Genomic DNA, 15731 nt, shown 5'->3' with positions numbered 1-15731 from the left:
GCTCCTGGGGGCGTCGGTACGTACTCGTTGTCGCAGCACCGACGCTACCGCCCCGGCATCGTCGACAAGGGTCGGTTCAGGAACGTCGTCGCCACGGCGGGAAGGAGGCCGTCGTGACCGCTCGGAGCACCCACTCGGCCGGCCCGTACCTGTGGCCGCGCAGCCAGTACTTGCTGGCCACGGTCTGGCAGGCGAACACCACCGCGACCACCACGACGACGGCGGCCGGCGTCAGCCGGTCCACAAGGCCGAGCCCGTAGCCGGTGAACAACACCCCCAGCAGGACGGATTGCAGCAGGTAGTTGGTGAGTGCGATCCTGCCCATCGGGGCGAGCGCAGATTCGATTCGTCGGCCACGTGCGGTGCGGAACAACATGAGCCCGGCCACGACGTAGGTCGCGGTGAGGGCCGGCGCGGTGAGCTGGCCGAGGCCGAAGGCGAACGTCTCGATACCGCCACCGGGGGCATAGGCGGCCGCGAAGGCGTAGACGGCGGCACCGGACAGCCCGACCGGCAGCCCGATCTGCTGGATCCGCCGCATCGTGACTGCGTGCCGCTCCGGGTTCGCGAATATACGGTTCCGTCCCGCGGCGAACCCGAAGAAGAACATCGCCATCGCGCTCGGTGCCTGCAGCATCGCGAGGGCGCCGAGTGTCTCCGCCAGGTGGCCGGAATGGAACGCGAGCGTCGCGGCGGCATCTCCGCTGAACGCCGACAGCTTGGCGGGCGCGTCCTCAGATCCCGAACCGGCGAGAGCGCCCTCGGCGAGTTGAGCAAGCCCGAGCAACATCCATGCCAGGCCGACGGACGCGACGAGGCCGACCCCGATCTTCACCGCGGTGGCCGGAGCGATGTTGCGGCAGGCCAGCAGGATCAGCCCGAGGACCGCGTACATCGACAGGATCTCGCCGTAGTACAGGAGGGCGCCGTGCAGCAGGCCGATCGCGAGCAGTCCGGACTGCCGGCGCAGCATCCGCGGCACGAAGCCGGTTCCCGCGCGCTCGGCGGCGACCATCTGCCGTGTGAAGCTGTACCCGAACAGGAACGAGAACAGCAGATAGAACTTGGTTTCGAACAACAGCGAGACCAAGAATCGGATGGCGTGGTCGAGCCCGGAATCGAAAGTGGGATTCGTCTCGGTCGACGCGTAGTACGGGTCGGCGAAGGCCCAGACGTTCACCACGAGGATCCCCAGCAGCGCGAATCCGCGCAGCGCGTCGACGTTCCGCAGGCGGGACCCGGTTCCCGGCCGGACGCGGGACTGGGCAGCATCGGTCATCGGGACGCGCCCTGCAGTAACTGGGTGACGATCCGGCGCAGCACGGGGGCCTGCGCGGTCGGTTCGAAGTGCGGATCGGCGGCGACCCGCGCGAACATCCCGTCGATCAGGCCGGCCAGCCATGTCGCGGCCTGCTCGGCGGTCAGGTCCGTGTCGAGCAGGCCCGCGTCGTCGGCGCGGCGCAGAAGTGCCTCGATTCCCTGCCGGAAGCTCAGATCGTTGGCCTCGAACCGCATCGCGACGTCCTCGTCGCGGTGTGCGAGCGCCGAGATCTCGAGTGCCAGCCCGGAGTAGGTGGCGTCGGCAGCGAGCCTGCAGATCTCGTCGAGGAGGGACAGGAGGGCGGCGAACGGATCAGCTGCCGTGGTCAATTCGGCTATGGCAGCTGCGGTTTCGGCGCCGTCACGCTCCACGACTGCCAGCAGCACGGCGTGCTTGGTGGGGAAGTAGTGGAACAGATTGCCGGAACTCATGCCCGCTGCCGAGCAGATGTCCGCGGTGCGGGTGGCGTTGTATCCGCGTTCTGCGAAGCACTGTGCCGCCGCGTCGAGCAGCGCGACCCTCTTCGTCTCGCGTGCGGCCTCGTCGACGGTGCGCAAGTACAGCTCCTCGGGTGGGGTTCTCGCGGTCATGCCGAATAATACATTGAGTAGTCACTTAATGAATATTTGCTGCGGCCCGGATAGGTTCGGCCGGTGGAGATCATCGACCGGATCGGACCGGCCTTCGCCGCCTTCGTCGGCGCGTTCGTAGCGGGGTTCGCGATCCTCGCGCGGAACCGAACGACACGATTGCGCTCGAGGGGGATGGCGGCATCTGGCTCCACACGACACTGCAGTGGGCCGCCACCGCCGCGGCTGTCACCGCGGTACTGGTGTACGTGGCGCTGCGGGCGCCGACCCGGTGCCCGTTGCGGTTGCAGTTGCTGTCGGGCTCGCCGCGCCGGCGCTCAGCGGTCCGTAGCTGAACTGGATCGGAGCCCGGCCGGTCCCGATCGGGGGCAGGACCGGCCGGGCTCCGAGGTATCGGTGGGGCTCAGGCCCACATCTTGGTCGCCAAATCGACGTTCCCTTCGGGAGAATGGATCAGTTCGCGACGTCGGCCATTCCGGCGAAGCCGTACCGGTCGCAGGGACCGATGACCGCGACCTCGAAGAGGCCGGAGCCGACCACGCTCTCGCCGTCCTCGACGAGGGTGAACCGCGCGAGATTGTCGACGGGGCAGAACATCTTCTTCCACGCCTCGATGTCGGCGACCTTCTCGCGGACACCCTGTACGACCAGTTCGCCCTGCCACATGCCGTGCCGCCAGTCCTGCTCGAGGCCGTACCCGGTGCCGACGCCGAGGTAGTGAGGCAGAACGGGTTCGCAAGCGACGGTGAGGATCCGGTCGGGTTTGCCGTATCCCTCGGGACGGTGGAACGTCAGCGTTCCCGTCGCGACCTCGCGCCCGCCGGGGACGAACGTCAGGTCGTGTTCGGGTCGGCCGAGCCACTCGGGCTCGCGGGACCGGTCGGTCCACACCCGCGTCGCGTCCTGCACTATCCGGCGGCCCTGCCGGTCTTCCTGCATGATCGCGACGATCGAGAACTCGTCGAACTGCATGATCGCGTAGATCCAGAAGAAGTTCTGCTCGCCCGCGATCGCCGGATCGGCGCGCCGTCCGGGCGGTTCGGCCTCGCCGACCGGGCGTACGCCCCACGACCGGTCGCGGTTTCCGCGCCACGTGTCGGGGGTCACGGGGTGGGTCTCGCCGTCCACGGTGAGGGTGCCGCTCCAACGTCCGGTCTGCACGAAGCGTTGCGTGTCGAACGTGACGCGCTCGAGCTGCCGGTGGAAGTGCCTGGCCTCCAACGCTGCCGGCACATCCGACTCGAATACGAGATCGAACGACAGGTCGGGCGCCTCGGGAGTGGGTTCGAGGACCACACGCAGGCGGTGCAGACCCTCGAGCACCTCGATCCGCAGCGGCCCCACCGAGACATCCATGCGATCCGAGCCGAGCGCCTTGGACGCGCGGGCCACGATGTGGTCGTTGCCCCGACGGAGCACCGCGAAGCCGTCCGTCACACCGAGATTGGGGTACTGGCCGAGGCCGATGATGAGGAACAGTGGTTCCCCGTCGTAGTCGAGCCCCGGGTGACAGTTGAAGTAGTAGCGGTCGTAGAAGTTGCGGTCGGACGTGCCGACGTGACGGATCGGTTCGGCGATCTGGTGGACCGGGTAGTCGTCCATCGGTGAGAGCATCACGCCACTCCTTCGCTGTCGATGCGGGGCCAGTAGACGCCGTCGAGCATCTCCTCGAGCGTCTTGCGGTGCAGGATCATGTCGTCCGGGTCTGCGGGCGCGTCGGCCTGGCCGAACGCGACAGCGCGGCTCTGCACGCGGAACATGATGATCGCGTGCCGCAGCGCGGCGTACAGCGTGTAGAACTCGAGGTCGCGGGCCTCGTGCCCGGTGAGGTCGCGGTAGGTGGCCGCGACGTCGTCGCGGCGCAGGAAGTCGGGCAGTCCGGGCAGGCCGGCCATCGTGGCCAGGTCCTCGAAGAACCTGTGGATGAAGATCATCCACGCCAGGTCCATCTCGCGCGGCCCGAGCGTCGCCATCTCCCAGTCGAGCACCGCGACCGGCTCGAAGTCGCGGTAGATGATGTTCCCGATCCGCGAATCGCCCCAGCACAGCACGGCCGGTCCGGTGACGGTGGGCCAGTGCGCGTCCAGCCAGTCGAGGCCGCGCTCGATCAGCGGTGAGCGCGGCCCCGTCTCGGTGGCCCACTCGTAGTAGCGGCGCTGGCCGTCGACGTGCGCGCGGAGCGCGGAGTCCGCCGTGACGGCGTCGACACCCGCTGCGGGTGCCAGGCTCGGAAACAGCTGTGCGGGTGTCGGTATCGCGTGCAGCTCGGCGAGGACGCGCACCGATGCGTCCTGGAGGCGCCGACGGTCTTCGGGAGAACCGGCGAACAACCACGAGTCGCCGAAGTTGTACGGCATCACGTCCGGCGGAACCTCGCCGTCGAGGCGTTCCATCACGAAGAACTCGCCGCCGAGTGCGTCCGGCGACGTCTCGGACCAGTAGACCCGCGGCACCGGGACCGGGGAGTGCGCCCCGACTGCCTTGATCACCTCGAACTGCTGGTCCAGGTCGTACGACGGGAAGATCGGCACCCCTGAGGGGGCGGGCGCGATGCGGGCCACGAGGTGGTGGTGACGGCGTTCGCCCTCCTCGTTCCACAGTGCGTCGAACAGAATCGTCTCGTTCGACATGCCGTTCGCGGCCGGTACCTGGACGTCGGTGACCTCGGGTTCCGCATCGGCCGGCAGCTTGGTCCGGAGCCAACCCTGGAGTCGCGAGCCCAACTCGGCCGGATCCGTGCGGGATTCGCCGGGTCTGGCGATCTCCGAGTAGTCGCGATCGTCGGTCGTGTACTCGAAACTCATGGCGACCCTTCGTCTGGTCGGGAGGCGTTCGGGCGCCTCGCAGGCAGGGGAGAGCGGGGTGCAGCGGTGGAGCGGTCCAGCGGCAGTTCGATCGGCGGCCCCGGTGGTGTCGACGGGGCGCGGAAAGCTCTAGTCGATACATTGCGTATCGACTACGACGTGACACAATGTAACGGCCATCACACTTCGACGCAAGGGGTTCCATTCGATGTCCAGGCAGCGGCAAGCGCAGCACAGGCTTGGGCCGCAACGGAACCCCGCGATCGACGAGGCCGTCCTGCAGGCGACGCGCGATCTTCTCGTCGAGAACGGCTATGCCGGAACATCGATCGATGCCATCGCCACGAGGGCCGGGGTGGGCCGCCCGGCGATCTATCGGCGCTGGCCGTCGAAGGCACACATCGTGCACGACGCCGTGTATCCGGTGATGGAGTCGGAGAACGTGTCCGACCTGGAGATCGCCGAGGAGCTTGGGCGGCTCACGTACGGTGCCGTGGCGTTGTTCGGCGGTCCGGCGGCGCGGGAGGCCGTGCCGGGGCTGATGAATGAGGGGCGCAGCGATCCCGAACTGCGCAAGGCACTGATCACCGACCAGCTCGAGGTGATCCGCGAGGAGCTCGGTAATCGCATGCGGGAAGCGATGGCCGCCGGGGAGCTGCGAGAGGGCGTCGATCCGGACGTCCTGCTCGACGTCATCGCCGGCACGGCGATCTTCGCGCAGTCGGTACGCGACGTCGAGGACCAGCAGCGGCTCGCCTCGTCGCTCGTCGACATCCTGCTCAACGGGGTGCTGCCGCGGTGAGTGGCCGGCTCAGCCGGCGAGATCGTCCGGGCCGACGGCGTCGGCGTGCCACTCGGCCGTACTGAGCGGCGCGTCGAACCGCAGCCGGCGCCAGGCTGCCCAGGCGCCGGCCGCGATCGCGAGAACGAGGACGAGGCGGCGAGTGGAGTTCATGCCGCCATTGTGCCCGCTACGCGCGGTCCCACTCCACGAGTAGCGAATTGGGCCCACGCAGTGCAACGCCGACCTGGCTGGTGACCCGAGCCTGCTCCGCGGCGCCGTCCTGCAGTCGCAGACCGGGGAGTCGGGTGAGCAGGATCGTCAGCGCGGTGTTCAGTTCGGCCAGTGCGAGCCAGCTACCGGCGCAGCTGTGTGGGCCCTGCCCGAACGCGAGCATCGAGGTGGCGCGGCGGGTGATGTCGAAGCGGTGCGGATCCTCGTGGACGGCCGGGTCGCGCAGCGCGGCGTTGATCGAGAAGATCATCGGTGTGAGCGGCGGGATGTCGATGCCGTTCCATGTGGTGGCCTCCGGGCAGGCGCGGGGGAGCAACCCCACCGGCGGTTCCCAACGCAGGCCCTCCCAGATCGCCCACTGCGTGTGCTCGGCCGGATCCGAGCGCAGCAGGTCCATCTGGTCGGGATGGGTGAGCAACGCGGACAGCGTGTTTCCGAGAGCGAGCATGGTGGTGTCGGCGCCCGCGGGGAAGAGCAGGCGCAGGAACGCGAGGATCTGCTCGTCGTCGAGCGTCTCGCCCTCCGCGGACTCGGTGACGAGCATCGAGATCAGGTCGTCGCCGGGGTTACGCCGTCGTTCGGCGAGGATCGGCATCACGTGGTCGGTGAACTCCTCCGACGCGCGCATCGCGGCCGGGGGATCCATCGGGAAGTAGAACAGGTCGTGCGCCCAGCGGTGCACGGTGGCCTCGTCCTCCACCGGCAGACCGAGCAATCGGCTGATGACGAGCACCGGGTACCGCGTGGTGAACTCGGCCACCAGATCGGCGGTGCCCCGATCGGCGAAGCGATCGATCAGTTCGTGCGCGAGCGGTTCGAGAACCGGCTCGATGTACTCGCTGATCCGGCTGCGCCGGAAGGGCGGGGACACGATGGCGCGGTTCACTCGATGCTCCCGACCGGCCATGCACTGCAACGTCTTTCCCAGTACCGGCCCGGTGGTCATCGGGTAGATGGCCGACGCCGGAAAGGTGTCCTCGTCCTTGAAGGCCGCGGACACCAGGTCGTGGGTGAGGAGCAGGACGGCCTTGACGCCGGCGAAGGGCACTACGGCGTAGGGCTTCTCGCTGCGTAGCCGCTCGAGGACGGCATGGATCTCGGGGGAGTCCTCGAAGGCGAAGTCGACCCCCTCGATGTCGACGGTGTCGAGCGTTGACGGAGCGGTCATCGGCGGGATCCTCCCGAGAAGATGCGAGACGAATATTCGTGTCGCACTGGACGAATATCGGTTACTGTGGCGAGGGTAGGAGGAAACATGGACCGTGACAAGGGTGCAACCGCATCGCCGCCCACCGATCGGGTGGTGGCGGTGATCGAACTGCTGGCCGGTCGGGACGAGGCGTGCACCATCGCCGAGGTGGCCGACGCGCTCGGATTGAGTCGTTCGACGGTGGGTGCGGTGCTGGGCTCGCTGGACGCCCACGGGTGGGTCCGCCGCGACGCCGACCTCCGGTACCGCCTGGGGGCGCGCCTCGCAAGCATCGGTGAGGCTGCGCGTTCGGCGGCGGGCGTGCCGCCCGGACTGGACGCGGCGCTCGCCAAGTTGTCCGCGCAGGTGGACTGCGGCGCGGCACTCGGCGTGGTCACCGCCACGGAGATGACGTTCCTTGCGGTCGACGCGGGCCGGGGGCGGCTGCCCGCGGGGATCACCGTGGGCACCGGGTTGCCGCTGCGGGCGCCCGCGGGCGCGGCTGTCATCGCGTTCGCCGACCAGGCCCGTCGGCGCGCCTGGCTCGACACCCTGCCCCCGGAGCTGCGCGCGGAGACCGCCGAGGCGCTCGAGCTGATCCGGACCACCGGAGTCGGGATGTGGGGGATCGGTGCCGCCGACCCCGGCATGCTGGACGTGCTGGCGGAGGTCGTGGAGCACCTCGGTGACGACCCCACGCGCAACGCGTTGCGCGGCCGGGTGCTGGACCTGCTCGGCGGGATCAGCGGGAGACCCTACGGCGCAGACGATCTCGCGAGCGAGCGGGCGCTGCCCGTGAGTTACCTGGTGGCGCCGGTCTTCGACGCGTCCGGCCGCGCGGCGTGGGAGTTGCAGATCGGTCCTCTCCGCTCCGCCGTCGGTCGCGACGAGCGGGCGCACTACATCGAAAGCCTCACCCGAACCGCTCGGGAACTGGATACGAGAACTGGAGTGAACGCATGAGTGCTGCCGAAGATCTGGTCACCGAGTTCTGTGCCCTCTGGGCCGATCCCGATCCGGCGGTGATAGCCGGCTACTTCACCGAAGATGCCATTTACCACAACATTCCGATGGATCCGGTGAAGGGCCGCGCCGCGATTCAAGAGTTCCTCGAGGGCTTCCTGGCGATGTTCGAGGGGATCGACTTCCAGATCCACAAGCAGGTCGAGTCGGGCGGCATCGTGATGAACGAACGCACGGACGTGCTCCGGGGCCTCGGCAAGGCGACGCCGCTACCGGTGATGGGCGTGTTCGAGGTGGTCGACGGGAAGATCGCGGCGTGGCGGGACTACTTCGACATGTCGGCGATCACGGCCGCTTTCGGCGGCTGATTCCGGCGCGGACGCGCGAAACTACACAACCGGTGCGCGGAAAGAAAGCCCTTACGCAATAGTTGGACGTCCTATAACCTGCGTCACATGAGTGAGGATCCGCGCACCGACACCGTCGACGGAGTGCTCCGTCGGTCCGCCGCGAGACGGCCCGAACACACTGCTCTGACCTTCGACGACCGCAGCTGGACGTATCGCGAACTGGACGACGCCGTCACCCGCGCCGCCGGGCGCCTGCTCGCGCTCGGACTGGCCCCCGGCGACCGCGTGGCCGGGTACGGCGTCAACTCCGACGCCTACGTCATCGGGTTCCTGGCCTGCTCCCGCGCCGGCCTGGTCCACGTGCCGGTGAACTACGCCCTCACCGGCGACGAATTGCGCTACCTGCTGGCGCAATCGGGGTCCCGCGCCGTACTGGTCGACCCGGCGCTCCGGTCGAGCCTCGAATCCGTCCGCGCCGATCTCGGTGTCGAGCACGTGGTCACGCTTCGGGGCGAGGGCGACTCGCTGCTCGAGTGGACCCGGGACGGCGACGTCCCGCAGGTGCCGGCCCGGGTGTCCGGCGGCGACCTGGCGCAGCTGCTCTACACCTCCGGCACGACATCGAAGCCCAAGGGCGCCATGATGACCCACGGCGCACTGGTGCACGAGTACGTGTCGTCGGTGATCGCCCTCGGGCTGAACGCCGACGACAACCCCCTGATCTGTATGCCGCTCTACCACTCCGCGGGCATGCACGTGTTCATGCTGCCGTACCTGTCGGTGGGGGCGACCGTGCACCTGATGCAGACGCCGGACATCCCCGAGATCCTGCGCCGCATCGAGGCCGATCGGATCGGCTCGCTGTTCCTCGCGCCGACCGTGTGGGTACCGCTCGCGGCGCACCCGGACCTCGAGCGGCGTGATCTCTCGTCGCTGCGGAAGGCGCAGTACGGCGCGTCGATCATGCCGGTGACGGTCCTGAACCGGCTCCGGGAGCGGTACCCGGACCTCGGCTTCTACAACTGCTTCGGGCAGTCCGAGATCGGGCCGCTCGCAACGGTGCTCGGCCCCGACGAGCACGAAGCGCGGCCGTCGTCGTGCGGTCGTGCGGTCTACTTCGTCGAGACTCGGGTGGTGGACGCGAACGGAGACGACGTCCCCGACGGCGAGCCGGGTGAGATTCTCTATCGCTCTCCGCAACTGTGCCAAGGATATTGGGACAATCCGGAGGCCACGGCCGAGGCGTTCCGGGACGGCTGGTTCCATTCCGGCGACCTGGTGACCCGGGACGCCCAGGGATACATCACCGTGGTCGACCGGATCAAGGACGTGATCAACACCGGTGGCATCCTGGTGGCCTCCCGTGAGGTGGAGGACGCCCTCTACACGCACCCCGGCGTGGCCGAGGTCGCGGTGATCGGTGTGCCCGACGAGAAGTGGATCGAGGCCGTGACAGCCGTCGTCGTGCTGCGCGACGACGCCGACCCGGACGTGGTCACGGCGCAGGTGCTCGTGGACCACCTCCGAGATTGGATCGCACCGTTCAAGGTGCCCAAGCGAATTCGCTTCGTCTCGACGTTGCCTCGCAACCAGAGCGGCAAGTTGCTCAAGCGTGAGCTGCGTGCCGAGCTCGACCCGGTGTGACCCGGCGCAGGTCACCAGTTGACGGCGACTCCGCTGTCGTGCAACCAGATCAGTGGATCGACCTGGTAGCCGGCCGGATTCCACACCTCGAGGTGCAGGTGCGGACCGGTCGACTGGCCTCGGTTGCCCACCGTGGCGATCAGCTCACCGGCGAGAACGGGCTGCCCGACGTTCACGACGAACGTGTCGACGTGGCCGTAGACGGTGATGGTGCCGTCGGTGTGCTGGACCCGCACCCACAGTCCGAACCCGGATGCCGGACCGGCGTCGATGACGACACCGTCGGCGGCCGACAGGATCGGCGTGCCGAGGTTGGCGCCGATGTCGATGCCGTTGTGGTGGGTTCCCCAGCGTGGTCCGTAACTCGACGTCAGGAAGCCCGCGACCGGCTGGACGAAGGCGGGACGCGGCGGGGGGAGCACGGGAGCCGGCATCGGTGCCGGAGCGGCCTCGGGGGCCGGCAGCGGCTCGGGCGCGGGGACGGCCTCGGGGGCCGGTAGCGGCTCGGGCATCGGAGCCGGAATCGGCACGGACTGCGGTTCCGGGGCGGGGGCGGGGGCCTGGAGCTTGGGTGCGGGCTTCCACGAGGCGGCGGTGGTGGGCGTCCACTGACCCGGTCCGGCGTGCACGGCGTCCACGAGCGACGGGATGTCGACGCCGGGGAGGAACTGGCCGGCGGGCAGTTGAAGCTGGACCCCGGCGACGTCGGGCCGGTGCAGGGGCGCGGCGGACGCGGTGGCGGCGCCGATCTGCACACTGCCTGCGAGCAGGGCGCCCGTCGTGACGGCGACGGCGGTGGCCTTCACGGCGCGGCTGCGCAGGGCGGCGGGGGAAGTCGGGGCTACGACGTTGTATGTGCTGTGGTTATCGGCCACAGGGAGTACCTCATTTGTGGTCTCTGGTCGGTCCCGATGGACGGCAACCTCGGATCTTTCGTCACGGAAAAGTAACAAAGAGGTATCGACTCGTCCACCGTGATGCTGGCGTTACCTTGATGGGATAGGAACCAACCGGTTCCGAGGGGAGTTGCAGGTCAGGTCGCTCGACGGCCCTCGGCGGGCCTTAGACGCAACTCCGTTGGCCATCTAACGGACCATCGAGTACGAACGCTCGGAGGGCCGTATGCCGAGGTCGGACGGTCAATGGGCACTCCGTGCATCTGAATTACGTCACTGTGACTACAGGCTCCGCTCAGTGGCCGGAAGCGTCCGGCCATATGGCGATCGACCGATCCCGCCCACGGGCGGTCCGTACGGTCGCTTTGTGTCAGCGATCTCAGCGATACGCCGCCAGGGGACCCCGAAAGTAGGCTCCGACGCCGCGGCCCGGGCGCTTCTGCGGTGGCACTTGCGCGCGAGCGTGAAACTCTGTGGCAGACCTACCATTGGCCTCGGCCCGGACCCTGTACGGCGGGAGAGTGATGTCAGGACCCGAAGCGCGGCGGTGTGTGGTCGTGATGGGTGTCTCGGGGGTGGGTAAGACTGCGGTCGCACGCCGTCTCGCGGAGCGACTGGACCTGCCGTGGATCGACGCCGACGACCTGCACCCGGCGAGGAACGTCGCCAAGATGGCTCGCGGCACGCCGCTCGACGACGCCGACAGGCAACCGTGGCTGGAGGCGGTCGGCGCATGGTTGCGCGAGCGTTGCAGCGCGGGCCCAGGAGGTGTGGTCGCGTGTTCGGCCCTCGCGCGCAGCCACCGTGACGTGCTGCGCCGCAGCGCGATCGGTGTGGTCTTCGTGCATCTGACGGCCGAGCCGGCGGTGATCGCGCACCGTATCGCCCACCGCACCGGGCACTTCATGCCGGCGTCTTTGCTGGCGTCCCAGTTGGCGGCGCTCGAACCGCTCGGTCCCGGTGAAGTCGGCGCTTCCGTCGATGCCGGGCTGGACCTCGACGAGGTCGTCGCCGCGGCAGTGGAGGTCGTGAAGCGGGCGGACGCTAGCCCTTGAGCTTCTTCATCGTCAGGTGCGACTCGATCTTCGAGATCGCGGGCTGCTCCATCAGCTTGGTTCGCAGGAATACCTCGAACGCGTTGAGGTCGGCGACGGCGACGCGGATGAAGTAGTCGGGGAGCCCGATCATGCGGCGGAACTCCACGACCTCGTCGAACGCGCCCACCTGGGACTCGAACGCCTCGACGGTCTTGCGGTCCTGCGAAACGATCTCGGCGTTGACGATCACCTCGCAGCCGCGTCCGACGGCGTCCGGGTCGACCACCGCCTGATAGCCGACGATGACGCCGTCGGCCTCGAGCCGCCGGACCCGGCGCAGGCACGGCGACGGCGTGAGGCCGACCCGCTCAGCGAGTTCGGCGTTCGTCAGGCGTCCGTTCGAGCGCAACTCGCGCAATATTGCGCGATCCAGATCATCCACAGCAGAATATTGCGCCGATGGATCCCCAGAGGCAATATCTCGCAATCAACTGCTTCGTCGAGGGCACTATTATTGCCGTGTGACCAGCGCGTTTACCGATCAGGGCCCAGGCGTCTCGTCCGGCGACTCGCGCCGGTCGGACCTGCGGGCAGCCGCCCGTGACACCGTGTCCGTGGGGTTCGGGCTGTTCCCCCTCGGTCTGGCGTTCGGTCTGCTCCTGGTGCAGTCGGGCTTCCACTGGTGGTGGGCGCCGATCTTCTCGTTGACCATCTATGCGGGTTCGCTGGAGTTCCTCGCGATCGGTCTCGTGCTCGCCGTGACACCCCTCGCGTCGATCGCGATGACGACGCTGCTCGTCAACTTCAGGCACGTGTTCTATGCGTTGTCCTTTCCCCTGCACCGCGTGCGGGGAAAGGCGGCGCGCCTGTACAGCATGTACGCGCTGACCGACGAGGCGTACGCCGTGGCCGCGACCAAGGATCCCCGCTCATTGAGCAGCCGCCGGGTGATCCTCATCCAGGTGTTCTGTCAGCTCTACTGGGTGCTGGGCGGCGTGGCCGGCGCCCTCGTCGGCAGTGCCCTGCCGATGCAGCTCGACGGCCTGGACTTTGCGCTCACCGCGCTGTTCGTGGTGCTGGCGGTGGACGCGTTCCGGGCCCGCCGGGACGTGCCGGCCCCCCTCCTGGCGCTGCTCAGCGCACTCGTCGCGCTCGTCGTCGCGCGCGACCAGATGCTCGTGGTCGCGATGAGCCTGTTCGTCGTCGCACTGCTCGCCCGGTTCCTGTGGCAGCGCCGCCGGGGGGCCGTCGATGCCTGACGTCTCCTACCTGCTCGCCGCCCTGGCCGTGATCATGGGCGTGACGTTCTTGTTGCGCGCGGTGCCGTTCGCGGTGATCGCCCCGCTGCGCTCGTCCGCGCTCGTCCACTATCTCGGCGCGCACATGCCGGTGGGAATCATGCTGATCCTCGCGATCTACACGCTTCGGGGCGTGTCCTTCGCGCCCGCGTCGCTCGTGCCGGCTTCGGCGGCGCTGGCGGTGACGATCGCTCTGCACCTGTGGCGATCGCACGCGCTGCTCAGCATCGTCGGCGGCACCGCGACTTACATGGTTCTTGCGAACTGGGTGTTCGGTTGAGCTGGTGAACGCTGTTCGTCGCGGCATTCTGCACGCTCGTCGCACGAAATGGCCGGATCGGCGACCCTCGACACGCGACCAGAGACCGAAACCGCATGTCAGGAGCATTTCGGGTGTTCGTGGCCGGCATTTCACCGGCGTGTCGAGAGTTAGCCTTGTCACTGTGACGTCGCATGTGGATGAATCCGGATCGCAGCCGACCCCGACTCTGGGCTCGACGCGAATCCGCAGCTCGGTGTTCCGGAACAAGGTGACTTCGGCCGCGCAGGCCGTCGAGTTCATCCACCCGCACGACACCGTCGCGATCAGTGGTTTCGCGAGCGCCGGCACGCCGAAGGCGATCATCCCGGCCCTGGCCGACCGCATCCACGCCGTCCGGGGCGCCGGATCGAACTTCACCATCAACCTCCTGACGGGGGCATCGGTGTCCGCGGGCACCGAACGTCTCCTCGCCGAGGTCGACGGGATCTCGTTGCGCATGCCGTACCAGTCCGAACCCACCGCGCGCCGCAGCATCAACACGGGGCGGATGGACTACGTCGACATCCACCTGTCGCACGTCGCGCAACAGGTGTGGGAGGGCTACTACGGCAATGTCGACGTGGCCGTCGTCGAGGTCGCCGGTGTCACCGAGAACGGTGCGCTGATCCCGTCCGCGTCGATCGGCAACAACAAGACGTGGCTCGACGTCGCCGACAAGGTCATCCTCGAGGTCAACTCGTGGGTCCCGGAGGCGATGTCCGGCATCCACGACGTCTACTACGGCACCGCACTGCCCCCGTACCGCAAGCCGATCCAGATCACTTCGGTCGAGGACCGCATCGGTCAGCCCACGCTGAGGGTGGATCCGAACAAGGTCGTCGCGGTCGTCGAGACCGACGCGCGCGACAGCGCCAGCCCGCTCACCCCGCCCGACGAGATCAGCCAGGCCATCGCCGCGCACGTGCTCGACTTCTTCGAGTACGAGGTGTCGAAGGGGCGCCTGCCCGCAGACGGTCTCCTGCCGCTGCAGTCGGGCATCGGCAACGTCGCGAACGCGGTGCTGCAAGGCCTCGACGCCGGTCCGCACAAGGGTCTCACCTGCTTCTCCGAGGTGATCCAGGACGGCATGCTGCACCTCATCAAGCACGGCACGGTGCGGTACGCGTCGGCCACGTCGCTGGCGCTGTCGGAGGCCGGCATCGACGAACTGGTCTCGAACATCGACTTCTACCGCAAGCACATCGTGTTGCGGCCACAGGAGATCAGCAACCATCCCGAGATCGTCCGGCGCCTCGGGATCATCGCGATGAACGGCATGCTCGAGGCCGACATCTACGGCAACGTGAACTCGACGCACGTGATGGGCACCCGGATCATGAACGGGATCGGCGGCTCCGGCGACTTCGCCCGCAACGGTTACCTGTCGATGTTCCTGAGTCCGTCGACGGCCAAGGGCGGCGCGATCTCGTCGATCGTGCCGATGGTCCCGCACGTCGATCACACCGAGCACGACGTCCAGGTGCTCGTCACCGAGCAGGGGCTGGCGGATCTGCGGGGGCTCTCGCCCCGCAAGCGCTCCCGCGTGGTGATCGACAAGTGTGCCCACCCGGACTTCCGGGGGATGCTGCTGGACTACGTCGATCGCGCCGAGCACTCCCCGTCGTCCGGCCACACCCCGCACCTGCTCGGTGAGGCACTCTCGTTCCACCAGCGCTTCGAGGAGACCGGGACGATGCGTCGGAACTGACTGCGCTGCAGATGGTTCCGCGCGGCTACGACGGGAGCAGCCCGGCCACGAATGCGTCGACGATCTCGTCGGTGGAGGTGTCGGGCGCGAGCGGTGTCGTCAACCGGTCGAGGAGGAGTCCGTCGACGGCGTAGTGGAACAGCGCGACCTCGTGGGCGCCGCCGGGTAGCCCCGCAGCGGTGTTGAAGGCCACGTCCGCCTCGAAAGCCGTTCGGCTCCAGTCGGACATCATCGCGGCCACGTCGGGGTTGCGGGCGCTCTCGAGCCGGAGCTCGAACAGGGCGAGCGTCACCTCGCGATTCTCGGTGAGACGCCGGACGATGTCGCGCACGTAGTCGGCGAACAGTTCGCGACTCGGTTCCCGCGAGGACAGCGCGGCCAGCACCGTCTCGTCCGGCGTCAGTCGTTCGCCGATCCTCTCCACCAGGCCCGCGACCAGTGCGTCCCGGCTGCGGAAGTAGTTCGACGTCGTGCCCAGCGGGACTTCGGCTGCACGGTCGACTGCCCGGTGGGTGAGCCCCCGGGCGCCCTGGCCGGCCAGCACTGCCAGTCCTGCGTCGGCGAGGACCTGCCGCCGCTCATCGTTGCGAACCATACCGAGATGCTAGCCGAACC

At 68.3% G+C, this 15731-nt stretch carries 17 protein-coding genes; 8 read left to right on the top strand and 9 right to left on the bottom strand.

Annotated elements, in window-relative coordinates:
* Window positions 1-76 precede the first annotated feature (76 nt).
* The 4 genes from A6I89_RS10590 to A6I89_RS10575 form a co-directional block, all read right to left on the bottom strand.
* Window positions 77-1279 (bottom strand): DUF418 domain-containing protein, encoded by a 1203-nt coding sequence (locus A6I89_RS10590; RefSeq protein ID WP_022598486.1) that lies wholly within the window; start codon window positions 1277-1279, stop codon window positions 77-79.
* Window positions 1276-1911, bottom strand: a complete 636-nt coding sequence (locus A6I89_RS10585) for a TetR/AcrR family transcriptional regulator (protein ID WP_049910671.1) — start codon at window positions 1909-1911, stop codon at window positions 1276-1278. Before A6I89_RS10585 ends, A6I89_RS10590 begins: the two co-directional genes overlap by 4 nt.
* Before the next feature lie 453 nt (window positions 1912-2364).
* Window positions 2365-3525 carry an Rv3169 family protein gene (locus A6I89_RS10580; RefSeq protein WP_022598484.1) on the bottom strand — a complete coding sequence of 387 codons (1161 nt, stop codon included), beginning with the start codon at window positions 3523-3525 and terminating at the stop codon, window positions 2365-2367.
* The gene (locus tag A6I89_RS10575; protein ID WP_005516860.1) at window positions 3525-4715 is read right to left on the bottom strand and encodes a phosphotransferase family protein; all 1191 of its coding nucleotides are present in this window, start codon (window positions 4713-4715) and stop codon (window positions 3525-3527) included. Before A6I89_RS10575 ends, A6I89_RS10580 begins: the two co-directional genes overlap by 1 nt.
* Window positions 4716-4923: 208 nt before the next feature.
* Between A6I89_RS10575 and A6I89_RS10570 the strand changes: the two genes are divergently transcribed.
* Window positions 4924-5517 carry a TetR/AcrR family transcriptional regulator gene (locus A6I89_RS10570; protein WP_005516865.1) on the top strand — a complete coding sequence of 198 codons (594 nt, stop codon included), beginning with the start codon at window positions 4924-4926 and terminating at the stop codon, window positions 5515-5517.
* 9 nt (window positions 5518-5526) lie between these two features.
* On the opposite strand, the gene A6I89_RS24620 is transcribed toward A6I89_RS10570, so the two are convergent.
* Together A6I89_RS24620 and A6I89_RS10565 are read right to left on the bottom strand one after the other, a co-directional pair.
* Window positions 5527-5670 (bottom strand): hypothetical protein, encoded by a 144-nt coding sequence (locus A6I89_RS24620; RefSeq protein WP_005516866.1) that lies wholly within the window; start codon window positions 5668-5670, stop codon window positions 5527-5529.
* 16 nt (window positions 5671-5686) lie between these two features.
* On the bottom strand, window positions 5687-6898 hold the full coding sequence (locus A6I89_RS10565) for a cytochrome P450 (protein ID WP_022598483.1): 1212 nt from the start codon (window positions 6896-6898) through the stop codon (window positions 5687-5689).
* Window positions 6899-6985: 87 nt separating this feature from the next.
* On the opposite strand from A6I89_RS10565, the gene A6I89_RS10560 reads away from it, so the two are divergent.
* From A6I89_RS10560 to A6I89_RS10550, 3 genes are all read left to right on the top strand, one after another.
* Window positions 6986-7882: a helix-turn-helix domain-containing protein gene (locus A6I89_RS10560; RefSeq protein WP_022598482.1), complete on the top strand. Its 897-nt coding sequence runs from the start codon at window positions 6986-6988 to the stop codon at window positions 7880-7882.
* The gene (locus A6I89_RS10555) at window positions 7879-8250 is read left to right on the top strand and encodes a limonene-1,2-epoxide hydrolase family protein (RefSeq protein WP_005516871.1); all 372 of its coding nucleotides are present in this window, start codon (window positions 7879-7881) and stop codon (window positions 8248-8250) included. Before A6I89_RS10560 ends, A6I89_RS10555 begins: the two co-directional genes overlap by 4 nt.
* An 87-nt stretch (window positions 8251-8337) precedes the next feature.
* Window positions 8338-9876 (top strand): acyl-CoA synthetase, encoded by a 1539-nt coding sequence (locus tag A6I89_RS10550; RefSeq protein WP_022598481.1) that lies wholly within the window; start codon window positions 8338-8340, stop codon window positions 9874-9876.
* 11 nt (window positions 9877-9887) lie between these two features.
* Here the strand turns inward: A6I89_RS10550 and A6I89_RS10545 are convergent, their stop codons facing one another.
* Window positions 9888-10751: a M23 family metallopeptidase gene (locus tag A6I89_RS10545; RefSeq protein ID WP_022598480.1), complete on the bottom strand. Its 864-nt coding sequence runs from the start codon at window positions 10749-10751 to the stop codon at window positions 9888-9890.
* Window positions 10752-11296: 545 nt separating this feature from the next.
* Here A6I89_RS10545 and A6I89_RS10540 point away from each other — a divergent pair.
* Window positions 11297-11827 carry a gluconokinase gene (locus tag A6I89_RS10540; RefSeq protein ID WP_197939409.1) on the top strand — a complete coding sequence of 177 codons (531 nt, stop codon included), beginning with the start codon at window positions 11297-11299 and terminating at the stop codon, window positions 11825-11827.
* Here A6I89_RS10540 and A6I89_RS10535 read toward each other — a convergent pair.
* Window positions 11817-12251, bottom strand: coding sequence for an Lrp/AsnC family transcriptional regulator (locus A6I89_RS10535; protein WP_005516878.1), 435 nt, complete (start codon window positions 12249-12251; stop codon window positions 11817-11819). The two genes, A6I89_RS10540 and A6I89_RS10535, sit on opposite strands and share 11 nt — an antisense overlap.
* Window positions 12252-12330: 79 nt before the next feature.
* On the opposite strand from A6I89_RS10535, the gene A6I89_RS10530 reads away from it, so the two are divergent.
* From A6I89_RS10530 to A6I89_RS10520, 3 genes are all read left to right on the top strand, one after another.
* Window positions 12331-13068 (top strand): AzlC family ABC transporter permease, encoded by a 738-nt coding sequence (locus A6I89_RS10530; protein ID WP_022598477.1) that lies wholly within the window; start codon window positions 12331-12333, stop codon window positions 13066-13068.
* On the top strand, window positions 13061-13387 hold the full coding sequence (locus A6I89_RS10525; RefSeq protein WP_022598476.1) for a branched-chain amino acid transporter permease: 327 nt from the start codon (window positions 13061-13063) through the stop codon (window positions 13385-13387). The genes A6I89_RS10530 and A6I89_RS10525 overlap by 8 nt, the downstream gene beginning before the upstream one ends.
* A gap of 208 nt (window positions 13388-13595) precedes the next feature.
* The gene (locus tag A6I89_RS10520) at window positions 13596-15116 is read left to right on the top strand and encodes an acetyl-CoA hydrolase/transferase family protein (protein ID WP_390893140.1); all 1521 of its coding nucleotides are present in this window, start codon (window positions 13596-13598) and stop codon (window positions 15114-15116) included.
* Window positions 15117-15141: 25 nt separating this feature from the next.
* Here A6I89_RS10520 and A6I89_RS10515 read toward each other — a convergent pair whose 3' ends face one another.
* Entirely contained in the window at window positions 15142-15711 is a 570-nt protein-coding gene (locus tag A6I89_RS10515; protein WP_005516884.1) for a TetR/AcrR family transcriptional regulator, read from the bottom strand.
* Between the last annotated feature and the right edge of the window lie 20 nt (window positions 15712-15731).

This window comes from Prescottella equi, from assembly GCF_002094305.1.
GTDB lineage: Bacteria > Actinomycetota > Actinomycetes > Mycobacteriales > Mycobacteriaceae > Prescottella > Prescottella equi.
The sequence above is the reverse complement of the archived record's forward strand: the minus strand, read 5'-3'. Positions and strand labels throughout refer to the sequence as shown.